The organism is Pelotomaculum propionicicum (assembly GCF_004369225.1).
GTDB classification, from domain to species: Bacteria; Bacillota; Desulfotomaculia; order Desulfotomaculales; family Pelotomaculaceae; genus Pelotomaculum_B; species Pelotomaculum_B propionicicum.
Map to the genome: position 1 here is coordinate 1 of NZ_QFFZ01000043.1, position 18,548 is coordinate 18,548.

The window sequence follows — 18,548 nt, forward strand, 5'->3', positions numbered from 1 at the left end:
GGTTGATCGCCTCCTATAAGTGACCGCCTTCTTGGTTGCCCAGTTATTACCAGTTGAGTATCTGGGATCAGTTTTTTATTGCCTTTTTTGCTTTCCCAGGACAAAATATTTTCCAGTTTTCTCGAAAATGGTGCTTGACATTTTACCGCTGGGCTTTATAACATATGCCCCTGAAAAAAGAGTTGTGTATGCGGAAGCCTGTTTTTGAAGCCTCCAAATAAGACCAGAGAGGAGAAGAAATATCATTATTGAAAAAATAGCCCTCCCCGGGCAAGGGAAGGCTTCTTTTCCATTTATAAACCTTTAAACCGCTCCGCAGGAACCAGCAAAGGCATACCACAAACGGCAACAAGTATAGGATTCTGCTATGAACAAATATATAAGCGTTTCATTAAATAAGTTGCCTGGCGGCAACTTTTTAGTGTGAGGTATCCCGGTCTACTAATTTGGCGATCATTTTGGCCAGGGACTTCTTTTCGTCCTCGGCGCCTACCTCCCACAGCTCCTTGAGCAGGCGCTGCTCCCTGTTGCCGGGGTCAAAATTGGCGGCAAAAAAATTTCCCATACGGTATGCGGCCTGATTAATCGTCTCATCGGACATGCCGGCCAGTTCTGCCGCATTTACCGCCTTGCCCAGTGTTTTCTTCCAGTCGTGCCACGAGGTACCGATTTCCATCATAAACACCTCCACCAGTATTCTAACCTGCGGCGGAGGCGCCTATTCCACAAGAGAAAATTCATTAACATTTGTTATCAATCTGATCAATGTTCGATTGAAATCGAACCTACAATTTCACCATCCAAGTATGTCAGGACTTTTTTACGTTCCTCAAATTCGCCTGATCCGGGCGTTGGGCTCGCTCTTGGCGGTCCCCCCGACAATCAGCTGTTTTATGGCCATGGTCGGTTGTGCATCGCTTACGGGCACGCCCTGGCCGTCCTTGCCGCAGGTGCCGATAGTAAAGCCCAGGTCACTGCCGACCATTTCCACTATACGCAGAACTTCCGGACCGTTGCCGGTCAGGGTGGCTCCTCTCACCAGCGGGCCGATTTGGCCGTCCTTGATCAGGTAGCCTTCCGCCACGTCGAAAACGAAATCCCCCGTGGTGGTGTTGACCTGGCCTCCCCCCATCTTTTTGACCAGCAGGCCATTTTGGGTATCTTTTATTATTTTCTCGGGGTCGGTCTTGCCCGGCGCGATACAGGTATTTCCCATGCGGGGCACAGGCTTGTGCTGGTAGGACTCCCGCCGGCCGTGGCCGTTAGACTGCCTGTTTTCTTTGACCGCTGTGAGCCTGTCATACATAAAATCAGTCAGCACTCCATTTTCAATAAGGCAGACCTTCCTGGCAGGCACACCCTCATCATCGAAACGGTAGGAACCATACCTGTTGTCTATGGTGGCGTCGTCATACACACTCACTTCTTTGGCGGCCACTACCTGCCCTTTTTTACCGGCGTACACGGACAGGTTTTTCTGGACCAGATCGGCTTCCAGCCCGTGCCCGCAGGCTTCATGCACCATTGTGCCCCCGGCTTCGGAAGCCATGACCACAGGCATTTTACCGGTAGGCGCAGGTTTCGCTTCGAGCATTTCCAGCGCTCTTCTGGCCGCCGCTTCAGCCACAACCTCGGGTGGGTTGCTTTTAAATAATTCAAAACCACACAGGCTGCCCACAGCCTCGTAGCCCGTTTGCATAATTGACCCGGCGGAGGCGATGGCCTGGACCATCAGCCTGGTACGGATCCGCTCGTCCTCGACGTAGTCCCCATTGCTGTTGGCTATAGTTACCTTTTGCACCACGTCCCCGTAGCCGACCATGACCTGCTTAATCCGGTTTTGGTCAACCGCCCGAGCCGCTTTGTCGGCGGCTTCAACCAGCGCCGCCTTCCTTTCGGTGGAAACGTCTTCAGGTCTTTCCTCGAATTTGAAGTCAACCAGCGGCTTAACCCTGGTAAAATCAAGGTTGACCTCTTTTTTACCGCCCGCTGCGGCATGGCTGACGATTTTAGCCGCTTCCAGCAGGCCCTCGCGGGACAGGTCGTTGGTATAAGCATAGGCGGTCGAGTCCCCCGAAAGAACTCTGATTCCCGCGCCAACCTCCACCCCGGACAGTACACGCTCAATTTTGCCGGCCTCACAACCTATGCCCACATTGATTCTCTCTTCAACAAAAATATCGGCAAAGTCTCCGCCGCCGGAAACAGCAGTGTCGATTACCTCTTTTAATACCTGTTTTTCTACCAGAGCAAGTCACCTCAAAACAAACATTTTAGTTACCGCTTATCATTACCATTTAGCAGTTTTTAATACAGATATTGGCTGGCTTATTACATGTGATTAATACTATAATATCAGGTTTACAAAAAAATACCACTGATTACCTCTCTAATCAGTGGTATAACCTGTTTTATCTATTTTCTCACATTATATGACAGGTCGGCATTTACAGGTTGGGTACCTGACAGGCCGCTTGACACTGAGCCGCGTCCTGCAGCGGTGTATTGCCCGCTCATGGGCAAGCCGGACGAACCTTGCGAATTTACATAACTTGACAGCTCCGCGTACGGCGCTAAAGAATAGGTCGGACGGAAGACATTGCCGCGTCCCATCAGCCACCTGGATACCTCCTCCAGGTAGAGCTTTCCTTCGGGATTCTTGGCGGAGAACATGACAATATATATCGTAGCCTTGACCGTGCCTGGCGCCGCCGCTACAGTAACCGTTGCAGTCGCAGCAGGTGTAGTGGTACTGGTTTTAGCTCCGGATGACTGCTTGGACGATGGGCTGGACAGGCCGGAAGTTATGTTCAAGCTCCTGATCTCGGCCAGGTTGGTTGATTTTTTCACCTGCTTGTCAATGTCCTTGCAAAACTCAATCAAGCTCAGGTAATTGCCCTGTACGCCTATTTTCAAGGGCAATTCCAGGGAGTGCGTTTTTTCTATGATTTCACCAGGCTCAATTTCAGTGATTTGAACTTTCTCGGAAGCTGAGATCAGCCCGAGAAAAATTACGTCGGAGCCATCCCTCATGCTGCTGGTAAAAGGCTTGCCCCTGGCCGCGTAATCTTCTTTCACTTTATTAAGCCTGTCATTCTCACTCTTAAGGGAAGCGGCCGTGGCCTGCGCCCTGGCTAATTTGGCCCTGTTATCCATGAGTTCGTTTTTTACCTGGGCATAAGCCTTATACTGAGGTGTAAGGACAAAATAAACCACGCAAAAAATAAGTCCGCCGCCGAAAAGCACGGTCAAAAGCACCTTTTCCCTTGTACTTAACCTGTTCCACATTACTTTTCATCCTTTACTTTCGCGGTAATTTCAAATTTTGCCCCCAGGAGGTCCGATTCAATTTTCACCAACTTAACCTCTTCGAAATATGGCAGCATGGTAAGATTTCTGATAAACACACCTATGGAGGGAACTGTTTGTGATATACCTTTATAGCTGATTGTATTGGGGCGGGCATACCTGTCTTCTTCTTTTGGCTGCGCGCCTGCTTTCGACGCGGCGTCCGTCTTTGCGCCCGCATTTTGTTCTTTAGCGGCAGGGGTTTTGTTGGAGATATCTATATCAGTCAGCCACAAATCAACCGGCGCGATATCACCCAGATCGTAAAGCAGGTTGGACCAGGCCATGTGCTTTTTAAGTATCACATTATATTCTTCCAGGGCGGCCTCAAGTTCTTTTCTCTCTTTGACCATTCCTTCCACCCGGGAAACCAGCGGCGACAGGGTAGCCTGCTGCTGTTTATTTGAAGCCAACTCATTTTTCATGCTGAAGTAATTAATCAAAAAGAAGCCGTAGCCGCTAAGGATCACAGCTACCAGCAGGGTCGCGGCGCCGACAAGGATCAGCCGGCGAAAATCAATGATCCCCTCGCGCTGCAGTTGGGGGGGCAAAAGGTTGACCTTATAAGCGTACATTTAAATGATCAACTCCCTTAAAGCCAGTCCGATAGAAATTGCGTACACTGGATCGTATGCTTTGTCTGCCGCAAATTCGATCTCGGGGACGCCGATTTCAACAGGTATTTCCAATGAACTCTGCATTTCTTTCACAAAACCCTTTAGGTGGCCCATGCCACCGCTTAAAATAATCTTTTCCGCTGCTATGTTTTCCTGGGTGAAATAAAAACTTAACGACCGGCGCAGCTCTTTAGTGATTTCCGATATGACATCACGCAGCTGCTTTACCGTCCTGCCGGTCGGCTGGGCATAATAATCGTTTTCCAGTGAAGCCGCGGCTTCTTCCATCTGCAGGGTCAGGTCTTCTGGAGACTCTTCCTTTCCCTGCCTGCTTTCCTGGCTGTAATCCGATCTCAGGGCTGTATCCACTTCCTCAAGTATGCGCATTGCTTCCTGGTAGTCAACATCGTAGGTATTCATGATAAAATCGGTTAAAACCTCACATCCTACCGGCAGCAGGCGCACAAATTTGATCACACCGTCTTTGACGAGTACGAAGTGTGAAGTCTTGGCACCAAAGTCAACAATGGCCGCTGTCCCCCGCACATTTCTGCCGAATACCCGCCACAGGGCGAAGGCCTGCAGGTCAGCCGCCGTGACCACCATGCCGGCACGGGAAAAAATACTATGATACTGGTAGACAGTTGTTAGGGGCACGGCCAGCAGCAGCACGTCCTGTCCTTCCTGCTCACCTTTTTTGTCAGCCGCTTCTAATGCCCCGAAGGCTGCGTCTGACAACCTTACATACCTGATAATCAGCTGGTCAACCGGTGTGGGCACAAATTTCTGGATCTCAAACTTGGCGGCCGATTCCAGTTCTTTATCACTTAAATAGGGCAGGCGTACAACCCGGCTGACCACCTTTTCACCGCCGATACAAGTTATTACCTCTTTTAAAACAGGGTTGGCCATATCTTTTAAGGCCTGCACCAGGTTCTCTTCGTCAATCTGGCCGTTCCAAACATTTTTCGGCGAGGGAATGCTTTTCAAATTTACAACTTCGGGGAAACCGTCAACTATTTTAACTTCAGCTGCCTTGATCTGATAGGCCCCGATATCAACACCGATGAAATGGTTTTTCTTGGGGAGCAGGTTTTTTAAAAAATTTCTCATAATTACCGCCTATTCGCTCCATTTGGTCACTTTTATAAAACATGTGGCCCAGTTCAGGAGTTCCTTGAATCTATCGCACATGCTCTCATCATACACTAAGGTTAACTGGCTGCACTGCCCCGCCAGTTCAGGCGCTAATATACAGCCTCGCAGGGTGGCGCCGTAGTCAAAATCAATATTTGCGCCAGTTACAATGATCGCGTCTATTTCCTGGCCCATGGTGTCTGTGCTTACAGTCCCGGCAGCCAGGATAGCTAGGCAGTCGTTGTCGCTGTTCTTGGTCATACTGCCCAGTGTTACACTGCCGTTTACAACTATGACCGCGTTTCCGCTGTATGCGCCGGAAAGGACCTGGTCACCCTCCAGGTAGTAAATGCCGCCGGTAAAATCCATACTGGAGCCGTCTCCGGCGGGGAGTTGGTCATAAGCAGCGTTATGCCGGTACCAGTTTAACCTGCCGGCGCTGAGAAGGTCGGGATAATCAGAGCACCCCGGTATTATTGCGAAAAGCTCAGCGGTAGAAAGGATAACAGTCCTGTCACTTATCTCCGGCGGCGCTTGGCCGGCACTGTCCACATATACTTGCCCCTCAATCAGGGGCAACGCACTGCCTGTAAACTCTAAACCACCCAGAGTAAATATGTCTCCATTTATAGAGGTGATATTTCCCTCGTCTGATGCAAGAGTGAGTTTACCCCGGCAGTATATGTTTCCTGTAACATCAGACCCCGGCATAAAAACCGCGTCACCTTCAGAAAAATACATTCCGCCGGTAGAGTTTATAACATGACCTGAAGGTGCGTTGCCGTTTTTTAACCACATTCCTCTCAGGTAGTTTTCGGCATAAACGTCAGTTAAATTTACATCTACTTTAAGTTTTTTTATACTTCCCAAATATTTGCCCCATGCCTCAATTTCTAAAACTGTAACACCGCTATTTTCACTGGTTTTTTTCAGGCTGATTTTGTCAAAAAAACCGTCTTCATAGCTCCTGTTCCCGGCCAGGTTATTGGTTAAAAAATCATAGTCACGCCCTGGTGTTAAGTTTTTTAACCAGGCAGGGCCATTTTTTGACTCGGCTAGCACTTTTTCAACCCCCGCTTCAGCAATGTAGTATGCCTTAGCTTGATTTAACTCATAAGCTGCTGTTTTTCTGGTGTTGATACTGAGTTTTAAAGCAGCGGAACCAAATAAAAAGAGCAAAGCTACCGTTAATAAAACGATAACGCTGCTCTGACCGTTTTTCTTGCCGCTGCCCGCAAAATACATCATTAACTTATCGCTCTCAGCAGCACTTTTGTGCTCATCTCGACAACACCGCTGTTTCCCTTCTCACCTCTGGCTGTTATGGACACAGTCCTGTCATTCTGCGCGTACTTTATCTGCAGAAAAGTAATGTGGCTGGCGATGGGCAGATAAGTTCCTGCAATGCTTTCTTCAATCTCTTTGCCGGACGTGTCGTACCTGTAGCCAAAAACATCATTGCCGGCGGCCGGTATGATTTCTATCTTAGGCGGGTTGTCCGCCACAGAGGAAACACTGCTGGCATCCCTGATATTCCTGCTCATCCTGGCCAGGGCTATGCGCAGGTTTTCCTCGACTTCTACTTTATTGCTGACTTTGACATAAAAGGTAAAGCCGCTGCTTTGCAGAAACAAGATCGCGGAAAAAACAAAACAAAAAATGGTTATCGATACTATGGTTTCAAGTAGGGTGAAACCTTGATTGCCCGGCATTAGAATCACCTCATCAACTTTTCTGTTGTTAACGAGATATCTTTCAACTGATCATTGACATTGTAATAGACTGCAGCCCGCACCGTTTTGAGGTTCAAAGCGCCTGGGACCACGCTGATTTTGAAATCATATTTCTGATCAAAGCCAGCCAAAAGCAAATAAGTAGATTCATACACTTCCGGCAGAGGCGTGTCCCAAGGCTGGTCCACGGTCGCAGTGCGGCTGCCGCCGTCGTAACCGGTTACTCTTCTTACCTGGCCGGAACCGCCGCCTCCGGTAATGGCTACATAAAAGTCATCATACGCGTCATAATCGACGCTGGTCCTGTGTTCAAAAGTTATGGTTTCATCCCCAATAGCCTGTACCACACCTGTATGGCTGTCATCTACACATTTTATGCTTTCAATTATCTCCCGGGCATAGTTTAAGGCGGCGACTTCATGACCGGCGTGGGCGGTCAAGAGACCGCTGTGGCGGTAAAGATTTATCAGCGGGAAAATTACTATGCCGAGAACTACCAGGCTGACGAGCAGCTCAATCAAGCTCATACCTTGCTGGTTGCCAGGTTTGATAAAAATCAGCTCGCTTTTAATTATCTATGCTGGCGGGACTTTGTCGGTCCTCACCCGCCCTGTTACCGAGGCGACAATCACATAGCGGAAATTTCCGTTTTTGTCCCGCAGGCTTAAATGACCGCCGCATAATATTCCATTGTTACGGACAGGTTCACCCCTGATGTTAAATCTCAATTTATGATCGCAGCCGTTGTCGGAATAGTTATCAAAATCAAAATTTGTTAAGACCAGGTCAACACCATACGGCAATTGTACTTTTTTATATAAACTAAGACCTCTTTGTATATAGTAAATATCATTCTGACAGTCGAATAAAACAGTATATACCGCATCTTGATTCATATTAAGCTGTTGAACCAGGCGGATATCCTCCGCCACAGTGGAAGCGGCGACATCCAGTTTCTGTTTGTTTGCACCGGGGAGTGCAAGCGTAAAGCCCAAAAAAATAACGGTAATGGAGAGGACCACGACTACCTCTGCCAGAGTATATCCACCGCGACAAAAGATAAATTTAGAGGCTCTCATCCAAGATCACCATGGAATAGTATTAATGAATAATAATATAAAATTCATCAAAATATGGTAAAATTCCTTCTTTATAACGAAAAATTTTTCTATTTATTGCAACCGCTGTTTATTCCAGGAATCGAGGATTTTCTTTATAAAATGACAAAACCGCAGTGATTTCTGCGGCATTACCCTGAAAAGTTTTTGTAGGTGGCAAATTTATTCGTATAAATGTAACAATTAACACATACAAGTTTGGGCGCTGACGTACCGTGTTCGATTAAAATCGAACCTACAGTTTTAAGGATTTACCTGGTAAAGTAGATTGTACTGTCCTCAAATGAACTCAGACTGCTGATATTCAGCAGCAGCACCTGGCTGGAAATAAGGTAATCATTAGTAAAAGATCCGTTATTGCCGCTGACCGTAAAGCTCAGGCCAGGTTTGCCGCTGATGCTCGTGTTGCTGAAAGAAAGGCCGGTTATATATTTGCCCACGATCCGGCTGGTTGTATTCCCATTGTTGTAAGTATCGATAACCAGGCAGTTGCTGTCGTTGTCCAGTCTTATAGTATAATAAACAGACCCGGAGGGGATGGAGGTGCCGATACTGGTGGCGTGACGGACCTCGCTGCTGATAATGCCTGCGGCATTGCGAGTGTTTTGCTGGACACCGAAGCGCTTCTCCTCTTTTTGAACCGACTGCACACCCGCAACATAAAGGACATAAAACAAGAGCACCGCAAAACTCATGATACTCAGGGCTATGGACGTTTCGAGCAGGGTTATTCCACGCTGGTCTGATTTCATGTAAGACTCACCCTAATTACTAATTGTTAACGGTAACGTTGCAGTTAGCAACATAGCCGCCGTCCATGGTCGTAACTTTAATAATGCACGAACCCGCTGTATTTTTGGCAGTCACCACACCATTCCCGTCTACCGTGGCTATACCTGTGTCGCTGCTGCTCCAAGTGACGCTCTTGTTGGTGGCGTCTGCTGGCAGGACAGTAGCTGTCAACGTTGTAGTTTTTTTCTTTTTGATAGATGTCGACGCAGGGCTCACGGTAACTCCTGTAACATGCACACACTCATTTACGGTTACCTCGCATGTAGCGGTGAAGCCGCCGTCAATGGTTGTCACTGTTATCACCGCATAGCCCGAGGATACCGGCGCTACGGCAGCAGTAAGGCCGCTGCCCGTGACAGTGGCGACCTGGGTATCACTGCTGGTCCAGGTGACATTTTTATTTGAGGCGCTGGAGGGTGATATAGTTGTGGTAAGGCTGCCGTTATCCCCGCCTTCCAGCAGGGTGAGCGAGCCAGGAGCAAGGCTTACTCCGTTTACTGCTACGCCGTTAACCGAACTTGCCGGCAAAAAAGAGGTTAGGTTTCCGGCAGTGGATCTCAAACCAATTAAATTTATATTTACCTGGCCGCCGCCACTATCTTTTAAAGTTATGCTCATACTGTCTGAAGTGCCCGGACCGCCTTGGGCTATATTGTTTTCCATTGTGCTCTGGTAGCCGTAGTTAGCAGAGCTTTTTTGCCCGGAACTGTTAAGACTCTTGTAGTTATTGGCAACTACCAGGGAAAAGGTAATAACAATAAAAACCATAACTGACAGGGCTATAGCGGTCTCCAGCAAGGACAAACCCACCGCACCGGACAGTGTTTTCTTGATGATGTTACAAGCGGTCAGGAACCTCTTCCGGTCTTTCAAGGCTGTAACCTCGCAATAAGATTTTGTATTATGTTGCTACTGCCAGAGTCCTTTCCGGTAACCGCTCAGGGTAGACGGCCCCCCTACGCTGTAGGGGAATGTATCGTTGTTCGTATCGTCATACGTTACATAGGTACCACCGGACATGGTTAAATTATTGCATATAATCGCGCCCTTCAAATGCCCGCTGCCGGTAAAATTAACCGTCGCGTTGGGGGCATAGAGGACGCGCACCATGGCGGAAGCGTCTCCCGAAACGTTCACAACGCCGCCCCCGGAGACAATGTGGCCTGTTATGCCACCACTGTTGGTAATATTCACATCAGCCGAGTTGACATACACCAACCCGTTAAACTTGGTGTCTCCGCCGGGATTAACGGCGCCGGTCCCCTTGTAATACATGGTAAGTCTATTCGGATTGCCGTTTTGGTTAACCTTGCTGCCTGCTGTTAACATAAAGCTGTTGCCCACATATAGCTTCAGACTGCCCGTCCCCTGCAAAACGATGTATCCTGACTCAATATTAAGGTTATCGACCCTGAGCTCGCTTTCACCGCTGCCCACATCAATGGTCAGCGTAAAGTTGCTTACAATTTTAATGTTTGTATAGTGAGCGCCGGCGCTGATGGTTACGTTTTGGTAAGGCCAATTTCCAACCGTCAGGACACCGTTGGAAACAGGTCCTCCTTCTGCTGGCGGGGGCAGTTCCGGGAAAACTGGAAAGGGCGGCAGTTCGTAGGTCCTCTCCTCGCTTAGGTTTGCCACATCGCCGTGCAGGAAAGTGCTTTGTTCTCCCCACGGGAAAAGAACTGCGGAGGCCGGGTCACCTTCCGGACCAATATAAAGGTCCCCGTAGATGTTGGGATTACCGCTTAAATTCAGGCAATTCGAAACGTTGGAATTGGTGGCGATATCTCCGGTAATGGTGCCGTTGTCCATCCTGAAACCCAAATTACTGAAGATGGCCTCCGGGAATGTACCGCTGCTTGTATACTGAGGAACCATGGACAGGCTCACGGTTTCTGTAATCTCGCGGTCCGGAGAATAAGCGTTTACATAACCCGTGGAAAATATGGTCAGCGGGCCGTCTGCTTGTCCTGTAACAGTAGCGGCAAATGTACCTTCGCCCAGGCTGACACGCGGGTCGGTGGTTTTGTTAATAAGGTTTTTCGCGCTTAGCGGGTTGTTTATAATATAAGCGGCAACTGATTCAGCCCCCGACTGGGCTATATAGTGAGCCTGCATTTTTTTCAAGTCTACCGCGGACATTTTATTTTCAGAAAGGCTGTACTGAATAAGCGCCCCGCTGAGCATGACAAAAAAAACCATAACTATAAGGGCAAGCGGCAGGGCAAAACCTTTTTGGTTATTAATGCACATAATAACCGTCTCCTCACTGGCAGATGAGAAATCTACTTTTTAGCTTAACCTATACCATGAGGCAAGAATGATAAGTAAAATATTGCAGGGAGAAAGAAAAAAAGCCCCATCCCCCCCCTGCAAGCTATAAAGACTTTTTATTCTACGGTATAGACTGTTTGGCTGATATCTTTATGGTAACGTTGGGGTTCCCACTGTCGGCTGATTAGATGTACCGGCACTTCCATTACCATAAACTGCAGTATTTTCTTGACCTTGTACCGTATATTTCCCAGTTCTAATATAGTACTTAGTCCCATCAACAGAATGATATCTGTAATAACTAGATGAACTCCAGGGATCTGCCACATTAAGAAGACAGTCTTGTCCCGCAACTTGAGGAGCATCACCAGGTACACCAGTATCAACTAGACCAGCATTTAGCATTTTAACTTTCAATTTCGCATCATCAGAATCTTGAGGATATGCACCATTCTCCGCATAATAAGTGTCTAATGATGCCTGCATTGTACTGATCTGGGCTTTTGCCTTGGTAACCTTAGTGTTTTCAATATATCCTAAATAAAACTTGATTCCTCCTGCTATAAGCACTGCTATAATGATCAGCACGACCATCATTTCTACCATGGTGAAGCCTTCATCTTTTCGTAAAAGCTGTTTCAACATCTTTTCTCCTCCTTTTTTTCTGGCATTAGTTCACATATCCTATAAGAGCCTTTGCATCTGCTAACCTTTAATCATCACCTTCCTCTACACGACTTAAGTGTAAGTTCAGAAACCTGAAAAAAACGAGCCGCTTTCCATTATAAGGGCTCGGAAAACAGAGTTTTTTCGGCGGCCCGGCTGCCTTAGCGGTTGATCCCGCCGTAGGCCCGCAGCTTTGCGCCCCCTCCTTTCGAAGAGTTAGCCCTTTCGTAAACACTATTAAATTGCAGGCTTTATTTTGTTACATTCCTCCAGGTATGCCGCTGCCTCCCTGCAGGGCGCCGGCCAACCCGAACAATGGCATGTAAATGGAAAGCGCGATGAATGCCACCATGACACCTACACCAGCAATCAGAAGGGGTTCAATGACACTGGAAAGCCTGCCCACCATCGTTTCCACTTCATGCTCGTAAAATACCGCTAACTTCTCCAGCAGGTTGTCCAGCGCGCCGGACTCCTCTCCAACCGCGATCAGGTTAATGGCCAAGGGCGGAAACATTTTCCCTTTCATTAAAACCGGGGCCATTCTTTCCCCCTCACTGATGGTCACCCGGGCCTTTCGTACTTCTCCTGCAAACACAGTGTTCCCCGCAACATATTCCACAGTTTCCAAAGACTGCATCAGCGGTATGCCGCTCTTTAAAAGCGTCGCCAATGTGCGGGCGACCCTAGCCACTATTGTTTTGTGTGTGAGTTTCCCGAAGATGGGAGCCTTTAAAGCCAGCTGGTCGAGAACTTTCCTGCCTCCGGCTGTGGCTCCGAACTGTTTAACAATGAAAAACAGGGCAATTGAGGCCAGCAGGACCAGGTACCAGTACCCTTTAAGCACATTGCTCAGGAATATGACAATCCGGGTTGGCAGCGGCAGCTCCGCCCCCATGGAGTTAAAGATATCTACAAAAATAGGCACCACGATCACCAGTAGGGCAACCATACAGGCGAAAGCCATCCCGGCGACCACCAGAGGGTAAGTCATTGCCGACTTTACTTTTTCCCTCAACTGGTGCTCTTTTTCAAAATGCGTGGCCAGACGGCCTAACGCCTGGTCAAGAGTGCCGCTCACCTCGCCCGCTAAGATCATGCTGATAAATATTTCAGGCAGGTACTGCTTGTACTCCTTAAAAGCTTCACTGAGACTTTTCCCTTTTTCAACGCCTACCGCTACTTCTTTTAATATTCTGCTCATCCTTTTGCTTTCGGTTTGCTGAACCAGGGTACGCAGGCATTGTAAAAGCGGTATGCCGGCTTCATGCATGGTGGCAAACTGGCGACAGAAGATGGACATTTCTTTTATTTTTATTTTTAGGCCGAGCAGTTTGTCCAGGTCCAGTTCGACGGACCTGACCGGCTTTATTTCAACAACAAAATAATTTTTCTCGCGCAAAAGCGCAACCGCGCCGCCCTGGCTGTCTGATTCAACCTTGCCGTTGATCAGCGATCCGGATAAACTTCTTGCTTTATAAGCAAAGACCTGAGGCATATCTTACCCTCCAAGGGTTTTTATCAGGCTGTCCGGATCGGAAGCCCGGTTTAAGACTTCTTCCCGGCTGATCATTTTCTTGTTATAAAGATTGCGCAAAGACATATCCAGTGTCTGCATACCCTGCCTGACGCCGGTCTGCAATTGCGAAGGAATCTGGAAGGTCTTGCCTTCCCGGATCAGGTTGCGGATGGCCGGATTGGCCACCAGTATTTCCAGGGACACTACCCGGCCGGGCTTGTCACTCCTGGGAATAAGCTGCTGTGATACAATCCCTTCAATTGTGTTAGCAAGCTGGATGCGGATCTGCTGCTGCTGGCTGGGTGGAAAAACGTCAATCACCCGGTCGATCGTTTCCGCCGCGCTGGAAGTATGCAGGGTAGCCAGTACCAGGTGCCCAGTTTCAGCAGCAGTTATGGCTATGGAGATCGTCTCCAGATCGCGCATTTCTCCCACCAGGATTACATCCGGGTCCTCACGCAGGGCTGCTCTTAAAGAAGCGGCGAAAGATTTCGTGTCCTGGCCGATTTCACGCTGGTTGATAATGGAGCGGTTGTGTTTATGCAAGTATTCTATCGGGTCCTCCAGGGTCAGGATATGCATCCTTCTTTCCCTGTTCACCAGATCGATCATCGCCGCCAGGGTAGTCGATTTGCCGCTGCCTGTAGGCCCGGTAACCAGCACCAGCCCGTTGGGCCTTCTGGACAGATAAGCAAGCACTTCAGGCAGACCAAGCTCCTGGAACGTAGGTATGCGCGTGCTCAATAGGCGCATCACCAGAGCGGTGCTGTTCCTCTGCTTGAACACATTCACCCGCACCCTGGTCGTGCCTGGAACGGCGTAGGAAAAATCAAGTTCACCTTTTTCCTTGAATCTCTCCAACTGGCTCTGGTTCATAATCTGCCGGGCTATTTCTTCAGTGTCCTGCGGCGTCAGAGGTTTTATCTCCTCTCCCCCCAGCAGGTCAAGTTTACCGTTGAGCTCAGGTGCGTCAAGCGGGTAAAGTAGCCCGTGCAGCCTGTACACCGGAGGCTTGCCCACGGTGATGTGAACGTCCGAGGCGCCAAGCGCGGCGGCCTGGATCACGATATCTATAATTTTCATAAACTGTTTACCAAAAAAGTTTCTTTTTAATTAAATAATCGTCATATTTTTTCTTCTCTAAAGGCCACCCTGATAATTTCTTTGATCGTAGTAAGGCCGCTCAGAGCTTTTTTAATCCCATCTTCTTTCAAGGTGATCATGCCGCCGCTGACAGCCGCTTCTCTCAGCTCCTCGGTGGTGGCGCTGTTTAAAACGATACTCTTCAGTGAAGGCGTCATAGTCATTACTTCATAAATCGCTATACGGCCCCTGTAGCCGGTGAAATTGCATTTTTCACAGCCGGCGCCGGAGTATAGGACGGTACCTGCCGGTAGGCCGGCAAAAGCGATTTCGCTCTCCTCAGGCAGGCATTCCTGTTTGCAGTTCTCACATATGCGGCGCACCAGGCGCTGGGCGACCACGCCCAGCAGTGAGGAAGCGACCATGAAAGGCGCCACGCCCATATCGATTAGCCTGGTTACAGCCCCGGGTGCGTCGTTGGTATGTAGCGTCGAGAGCAACAGGTGGCCGGTAATGGCAGCCTGCACCGCTATTTCGGCAGTCTCATGGTCTCTGATTTCGCCGATCATGATTATATCCGGGTCCTGCCGCAAAATGGAGCGCAGGTAGCTGGCAAAGGTAATTCCCGCCTTTACATTCACCTGGGCCTGGTTGACACCGTCCAGCATATATTCAACCGGGTCTTCCACCGTTATGATGTTTTGGTTCACGGTATTGATAGAATTTAAAGCGGTATAAAGGGTGGTGGTCTTGCCGCTGCCGGTCGGGCCTGTGACCAGCAGCATACCGTAAGAACTTTTGATAAAAGCGGAAAACCTTTCAAGGTTGTGTTCTGAAAAGCCCAACTTTTCCAAAGTGTAATTCTTGATACTCTCTTTATAAAGAATCCGGATCACTACTTTTTCACCATAGATGGTCGGCATAGTGGATATCCTCAGATCAAGGTCGTGGCCGGTAAGCTTCAAAGGTATCCGCCCGTCCTGAGGCATGCGACGCTCGGCGATATCCAGGTTTGACATTACTTTTATCCGCGAAACAATGGCAAAAATCATCTTGCGGGGCAGTTTCATCACCTCGCGCAGGAGCCCGTCAACCCGGTAACGGATCCTGATGCCCCGCACAAAAGGCTCGATATGGATGTCACTTGCCTCTTCGCTGATGGCCCTGGTTATAATGGAGTTCACCAGCCGGATTACCGGCGCTTCGTCAATAATTACATCTTCCTTAATCTCATCATGCTCAGCCACCTCAGGTTCAATACCCAGTTCCTGAATGGCTTTTTCCACTTCCGGAATGCCAAAATATTTCTCTATAAGTTTATTGATGTCTTTTTCACTGGCGGCCAGGGGCTCTATGCTAAATCCTGTGAGCAGCCTCAGGTCATCAATAGCCATGACGTTCAGGGGATCCGCCATGGCCACGTAAAAGCGGTTCCCTGTTTTTTTAACGGGAAAGATTTTGTACCTGCGGATTAACTGCTCCGGCACCAGGCTAATAAGTTCTTTATCAATTTTGTCCTTGGGGGCTAGTTCCTCGATCCCCAATACCCTGGTCAGCTCTTCTTCACTGATCATACCCAGACTCACCAGAACATGACCCAGCAGTCCCCCCCGCTGAGACTGCACGCGCAGGGCCTCTCCCAGTTGTTCATGGCTGATAAGTCCTTTCTCAATGAGTCTGACACCCAGCATTTTCCTTTTACTTACAGACATAATCACACCTCAGAGTTATATAATTTCCTTATTTGATTGCTTAATCAAAACCAAGCCCCCCGCAAATACCAGGTCAGGATCTCCTCGCCGCGCCAGATTGCAGCCAGCGCCCCGATGCACAAAAATGGGCCGAACGGGATGGCGTCTTTACGTCCTTTAACCCGCGTCAGAAGTAAAACCAGCCCGGCCATACCCGCCAGCATACAGCTCAGAAAAACCGCGAACAATCCCTGCGGCCAACCTAAGAACAGGCCGATCACAGCCGCGAACTTGATATCGCCGCCGCCCATGCCGCCCTTGCTTACAATGGCAATCAACAGCAAAAAAGCCCCGGCCGAGATTAGTCCCAACAGGGAAGAAAAAAGGGTCAGGTCGCGCGTATAAATATTCAGGATCACCCCGCCAGCCAGTGCAAAAACTGTCAGTTTATCAGGAATGATATAGTGGCGCAGGTCAATGAAAGTAACAATGATCAAGACCGGGACCAGGAAAAGGACTTTATAAAGCAGTACAGTGTGGCCGAAGCGTAAATAAACCGCCGCAAAGAGCAGGCCGGTCAGCAGTTCGATGAAGGGATATATAGGGCTGATTTTGCTGCCGCAGAAGCGGCACCGCCCTTTAAGGCGGAGATAGCTGAGCACCGGGATCAAATCACGCGCCGCAATCCTCCGGCTGCAGCCGGGACAGTGGGAAGGCGGGAAAACCACCGACTCGCCCCTGGGTATCCTGTAAATACAGACATTAAGAAAGCTGCCGATAACCAGGCCAAAAACAAAAAACACATAGGGCAGTAAATCTGTTATTACCATTTCTTTTACCTTAAAAATTAGTAAACACAGACGGAAATAAAAAATCTGGCGTGAACGGAATTTCAAGGCTATATTACCACTACAGGGACCTGTCGTCCAGATAATAATTGAAAATAGTATTTGCTTGTTTTAGACTCTTTAAATGCTTGTTTCCAAGGTCTTTTTTACAGTTTCCCCGGTGACATCCGCTATAATTCTAACCTGTCCGACAGCAGCCGGCAGGACCATGGTCAGCCTGCCTTCCAGGGATTTTTTGTCGCGTCGCATAACTTCCAGGATTTCATCAGGGGTAAAATCAGCAGGCAGGGCTGCCGGCAGCCCCGCTCTTTCAATCAGGGAAATGATACGGCCCGCCTCTTTTTCCGGCAGCATACCCATTCTTAAAGCCATACGCGCGGCTACAGCCATTCCCATACCAACCGCTTCGCCGTGCGAAAATACTTTGTAGCCGGTCAGAGCCTCAACCGCGTGTCCCACGGTGTGCCCGAGATTTAAAACAGCACGCAGGCCCTGCTCTGTTTCATCAGCCTCCACCACTTCAGCCTTGATCCGGCAGGAGGTTTCCACAGCATGTTCCATTGCTGCCGCACGCAGGCCAAGCAGCTGGCCCAGGTTCTCCTCCAGCCAGGCAAAAAACCCGCCGTCGGAAATCACCCCATATTTGATGATTTCAGCTAAACCTGACTTAATTTCTGCGGCGGGCAGCGTTTTGAGCGTTTCCAAATCAGCCAATACCAGCGCAGGCTGATAAAATGCGCCGATAATATTTTTGCCCCTGGGATGGTTTACAGCCACCTTGCCGCCCACGCTGCTGTCCACCTGGGCTAACAGTGTGGTAGGAACCTGTATGAAAGGTACACCCCGCATGTAGGTCGCGGCTATAAAACCGGCCAGGTCACCCACTACCCCGCCGCCAAGAGCGATAACCGGGCAGCGCCTGTCCAGCCCGCAGCTAAAGGCCAAATCATAGAGTCCCGCTGCTACGTCGAGAGTCTTGTATTCCTCGCCGTCACCAATTTCTCCGGCAATAACTTCAACCCCGCCGCCGGCCAGGCTTTTTTCAACTATTTCACCATATCTTTGGTAAACCGCCGGGTTGGATACCAGCAGGGCTTTTTTTCCGAAATTGAGTCCCTTTATTAAGTCCCCCAGGCAGTTCAAAATCCCGCTGCCAATATATATAGAATAACTGCGCTTGTCAAGGTTGACCGGTACAGTGATCATTGCATGTCTTCCCTTCCCGACAGGTACCGGAGGATCTGTTCCACCACTCCGTCGACACTGGAAACTCCGGTATCAACAAAAAAGTCCGCCACGTCATAGGCGCCTTCCCGCTCTGCTAAAAGCTGCGCGATCCTTTGTTTAAGATCCCCCTTTAAAACCAGCGGGCGGGTTTTCTTGTTGGCCAACCTGGCGTAGAGCACTTCAGGAGAGGCCGTTAGAGCTATTAATACCCCATTTTCCTTGAGCAGCCGGACATTATTTGGATTCAGGACAAGTCCTCCACCAGTAGAAATCACCAGGTTCTCCCTTACCGCAAGTTTTTTCACCAGCAGGTTTTCCTCGGAGCGAAACCTTACCACCCCGTCCCTGGCAAAGATCTGGGTTATTGTTTTTCCGGTTACAGCTTCAATTTCCGCGTCGGTGTCTACAAAATCACGCCCTAAACGCTGAGCCAGCCGGCGCCCGACCGAAGTCTTACCGGTACCCATAAAACCGATTAAAACAATATTTTTCACG

Annotated in this window: 19 protein-coding genes and 1 riboswitch; all 19 genes read right to left on the reverse strand. The window is 49.1% G+C overall.

Going from position 1 to position 18,548, the window contains the following annotated elements; genetic code table 11:
- Positions 1–418 precede the first annotated feature (418 nt).
- The 19 genes from Pmgp_RS14990 to Pmgp_RS15080 all read right to left on the reverse strand — a co-directional run bounded on the left by Pmgp_RS14990 (position 419) and on the right by Pmgp_RS15080 (position 18,547).
- Positions 419–679 carry a DUF3243 domain-containing protein gene (locus Pmgp_RS14990; RefSeq protein WP_345789152.1) on the reverse strand — a complete coding sequence of 87 codons (261 nt, stop codon included), beginning with the start codon at positions 677–679 and terminating at the stop codon, positions 419–421.
- A 150-nt stretch (positions 680–829) separates the two neighbouring features.
- Positions 830–2,248 carry a TldD/PmbA family protein gene (locus Pmgp_RS14995; protein ID WP_134214786.1) on the reverse strand — a complete coding sequence of 473 codons (1,419 nt, stop codon included), beginning with the start codon at positions 2,246–2,248 and terminating at the stop codon, positions 830–832.
- A gap of 167 nt (positions 2,249–2,415) precedes the next feature.
- Positions 2,416–3,288, reverse strand: coding sequence for a type IV pilus inner membrane component PilO (locus Pmgp_RS15000; RefSeq protein ID WP_134214787.1), 873 nt, complete (start codon positions 3,286–3,288; stop codon positions 2,416–2,418).
- The gene (locus Pmgp_RS15005) at positions 3,288–3,923 is read right to left on the reverse strand and encodes a PilN domain-containing protein (RefSeq protein WP_134214788.1); all 636 of its coding nucleotides are present in this window, start codon (positions 3,921–3,923) and stop codon (positions 3,288–3,290) included. The genes Pmgp_RS15000 and Pmgp_RS15005 overlap by 1 nt, the downstream gene beginning before the upstream one ends.
- Positions 3,924–5,078: a type IV pilus assembly protein PilM gene (pilM, locus tag Pmgp_RS15010; protein WP_134214789.1), complete on the reverse strand. Its 1,155-nt coding sequence runs from the start codon at positions 5,076–5,078 to the stop codon at positions 3,924–3,926.
- 9 nt (positions 5,079–5,087) lie between these two features.
- On the reverse strand, positions 5,088–6,350 hold the full coding sequence (locus Pmgp_RS15015; RefSeq protein ID WP_134214790.1) for a hypothetical protein: 1,263 nt from the start codon (positions 6,348–6,350) through the stop codon (positions 5,088–5,090).
- On the reverse strand, positions 6,350–6,814 hold the full coding sequence (locus tag Pmgp_RS15020) for a prepilin-type N-terminal cleavage/methylation domain-containing protein (protein WP_134214791.1): 465 nt from the start codon (positions 6,812–6,814) through the stop codon (positions 6,350–6,352). The genes Pmgp_RS15015 and Pmgp_RS15020 overlap by 1 nt, the downstream gene beginning before the upstream one ends.
- 5 nt (positions 6,815–6,819) lie before the next feature.
- Positions 6,820–7,410, reverse strand: coding sequence for a type IV pilus modification PilV family protein (locus Pmgp_RS15025; protein ID WP_345789155.1), 591 nt, complete (start codon positions 7,408–7,410; stop codon positions 6,820–6,822).
- Positions 7,411–7,914, reverse strand: a complete 504-nt coding sequence (locus Pmgp_RS15030) for a pilus assembly FimT family protein (RefSeq protein WP_134214795.1) — start codon at positions 7,912–7,914, stop codon at positions 7,411–7,413.
- 290 nt (positions 7,915–8,204) lie between these two features.
- On the reverse strand, positions 8,205–8,705 hold the full coding sequence (locus tag Pmgp_RS15035; RefSeq protein WP_134214797.1) for a PilW family protein: 501 nt from the start codon (positions 8,703–8,705) through the stop codon (positions 8,205–8,207).
- A 19-nt stretch (positions 8,706–8,724) separates the two neighbouring features.
- Positions 8,725–9,618 carry an Ig-like domain-containing protein gene (locus Pmgp_RS15040; RefSeq protein ID WP_134214799.1) on the reverse strand — a complete coding sequence of 298 codons (894 nt, stop codon included), beginning with the start codon at positions 9,616–9,618 and terminating at the stop codon, positions 8,725–8,727.
- A 36-nt stretch (positions 9,619–9,654) separates the two neighbouring features.
- Positions 9,655–10,998 (reverse strand): DUF7305 domain-containing protein, encoded by a 1,344-nt coding sequence (locus Pmgp_RS15045; RefSeq protein ID WP_134214801.1) that lies wholly within the window; start codon positions 10,996–10,998, stop codon positions 9,655–9,657.
- Positions 10,999–11,169: 171 nt separating this feature from the next.
- Positions 11,170–11,664, reverse strand: a complete 495-nt coding sequence (locus tag Pmgp_RS15050; RefSeq protein WP_134214803.1) for a type IV pilin protein — start codon at positions 11,662–11,664, stop codon at positions 11,170–11,172.
- A gap of 164 nt (positions 11,665–11,828) precedes the next feature.
- A riboswitch (cyclic di-GMP riboswitch) is annotated at positions 11,829–11,917 on the reverse strand.
- A 27-nt stretch (positions 11,918–11,944) separates the two neighbouring features.
- Positions 11,945–13,183 (reverse strand): type II secretion system F family protein, encoded by a 1,239-nt coding sequence (locus Pmgp_RS15055; RefSeq protein ID WP_134214805.1) that lies wholly within the window; start codon positions 13,181–13,183, stop codon positions 11,945–11,947.
- Positions 13,184–13,186: 3 nt separating this feature from the next.
- Complete coding sequence (locus tag Pmgp_RS15060) at positions 13,187–14,287, reverse strand: type IV pilus twitching motility protein PilT (RefSeq protein ID WP_134214807.1); 1,101 nt, start codon at positions 14,285–14,287, stop codon at positions 13,187–13,189.
- A gap of 41 nt (positions 14,288–14,328) precedes the next feature.
- Positions 14,329–15,999 carry a GspE/PulE family protein gene (locus Pmgp_RS15065; RefSeq protein WP_134214809.1) on the reverse strand — a complete coding sequence of 557 codons (1,671 nt, stop codon included), beginning with the start codon at positions 15,997–15,999 and terminating at the stop codon, positions 14,329–14,331.
- Between the two features lie 44 nt (positions 16,000–16,043).
- On the reverse strand, positions 16,044–16,808 hold the full coding sequence (locus Pmgp_RS15070) for a prepilin peptidase (protein WP_134214811.1): 765 nt from the start codon (positions 16,806–16,808) through the stop codon (positions 16,044–16,046).
- A gap of 138 nt (positions 16,809–16,946) precedes the next feature.
- Positions 16,947–18,032, reverse strand: a complete 1,086-nt coding sequence (gene aroB / locus Pmgp_RS15075; RefSeq protein WP_134214812.1) for a 3-dehydroquinate synthase — start codon at positions 18,030–18,032, stop codon at positions 16,947–16,949.
- Positions 18,029–18,547, reverse strand: coding sequence for a shikimate kinase (locus Pmgp_RS15080; RefSeq protein ID WP_134214814.1), 519 nt, complete (start codon positions 18,545–18,547; stop codon positions 18,029–18,031). The genes aroB and Pmgp_RS15080 overlap by 4 nt, the downstream gene beginning before the upstream one ends.
- Position 18,548 lies beyond the last annotated feature (1 nt).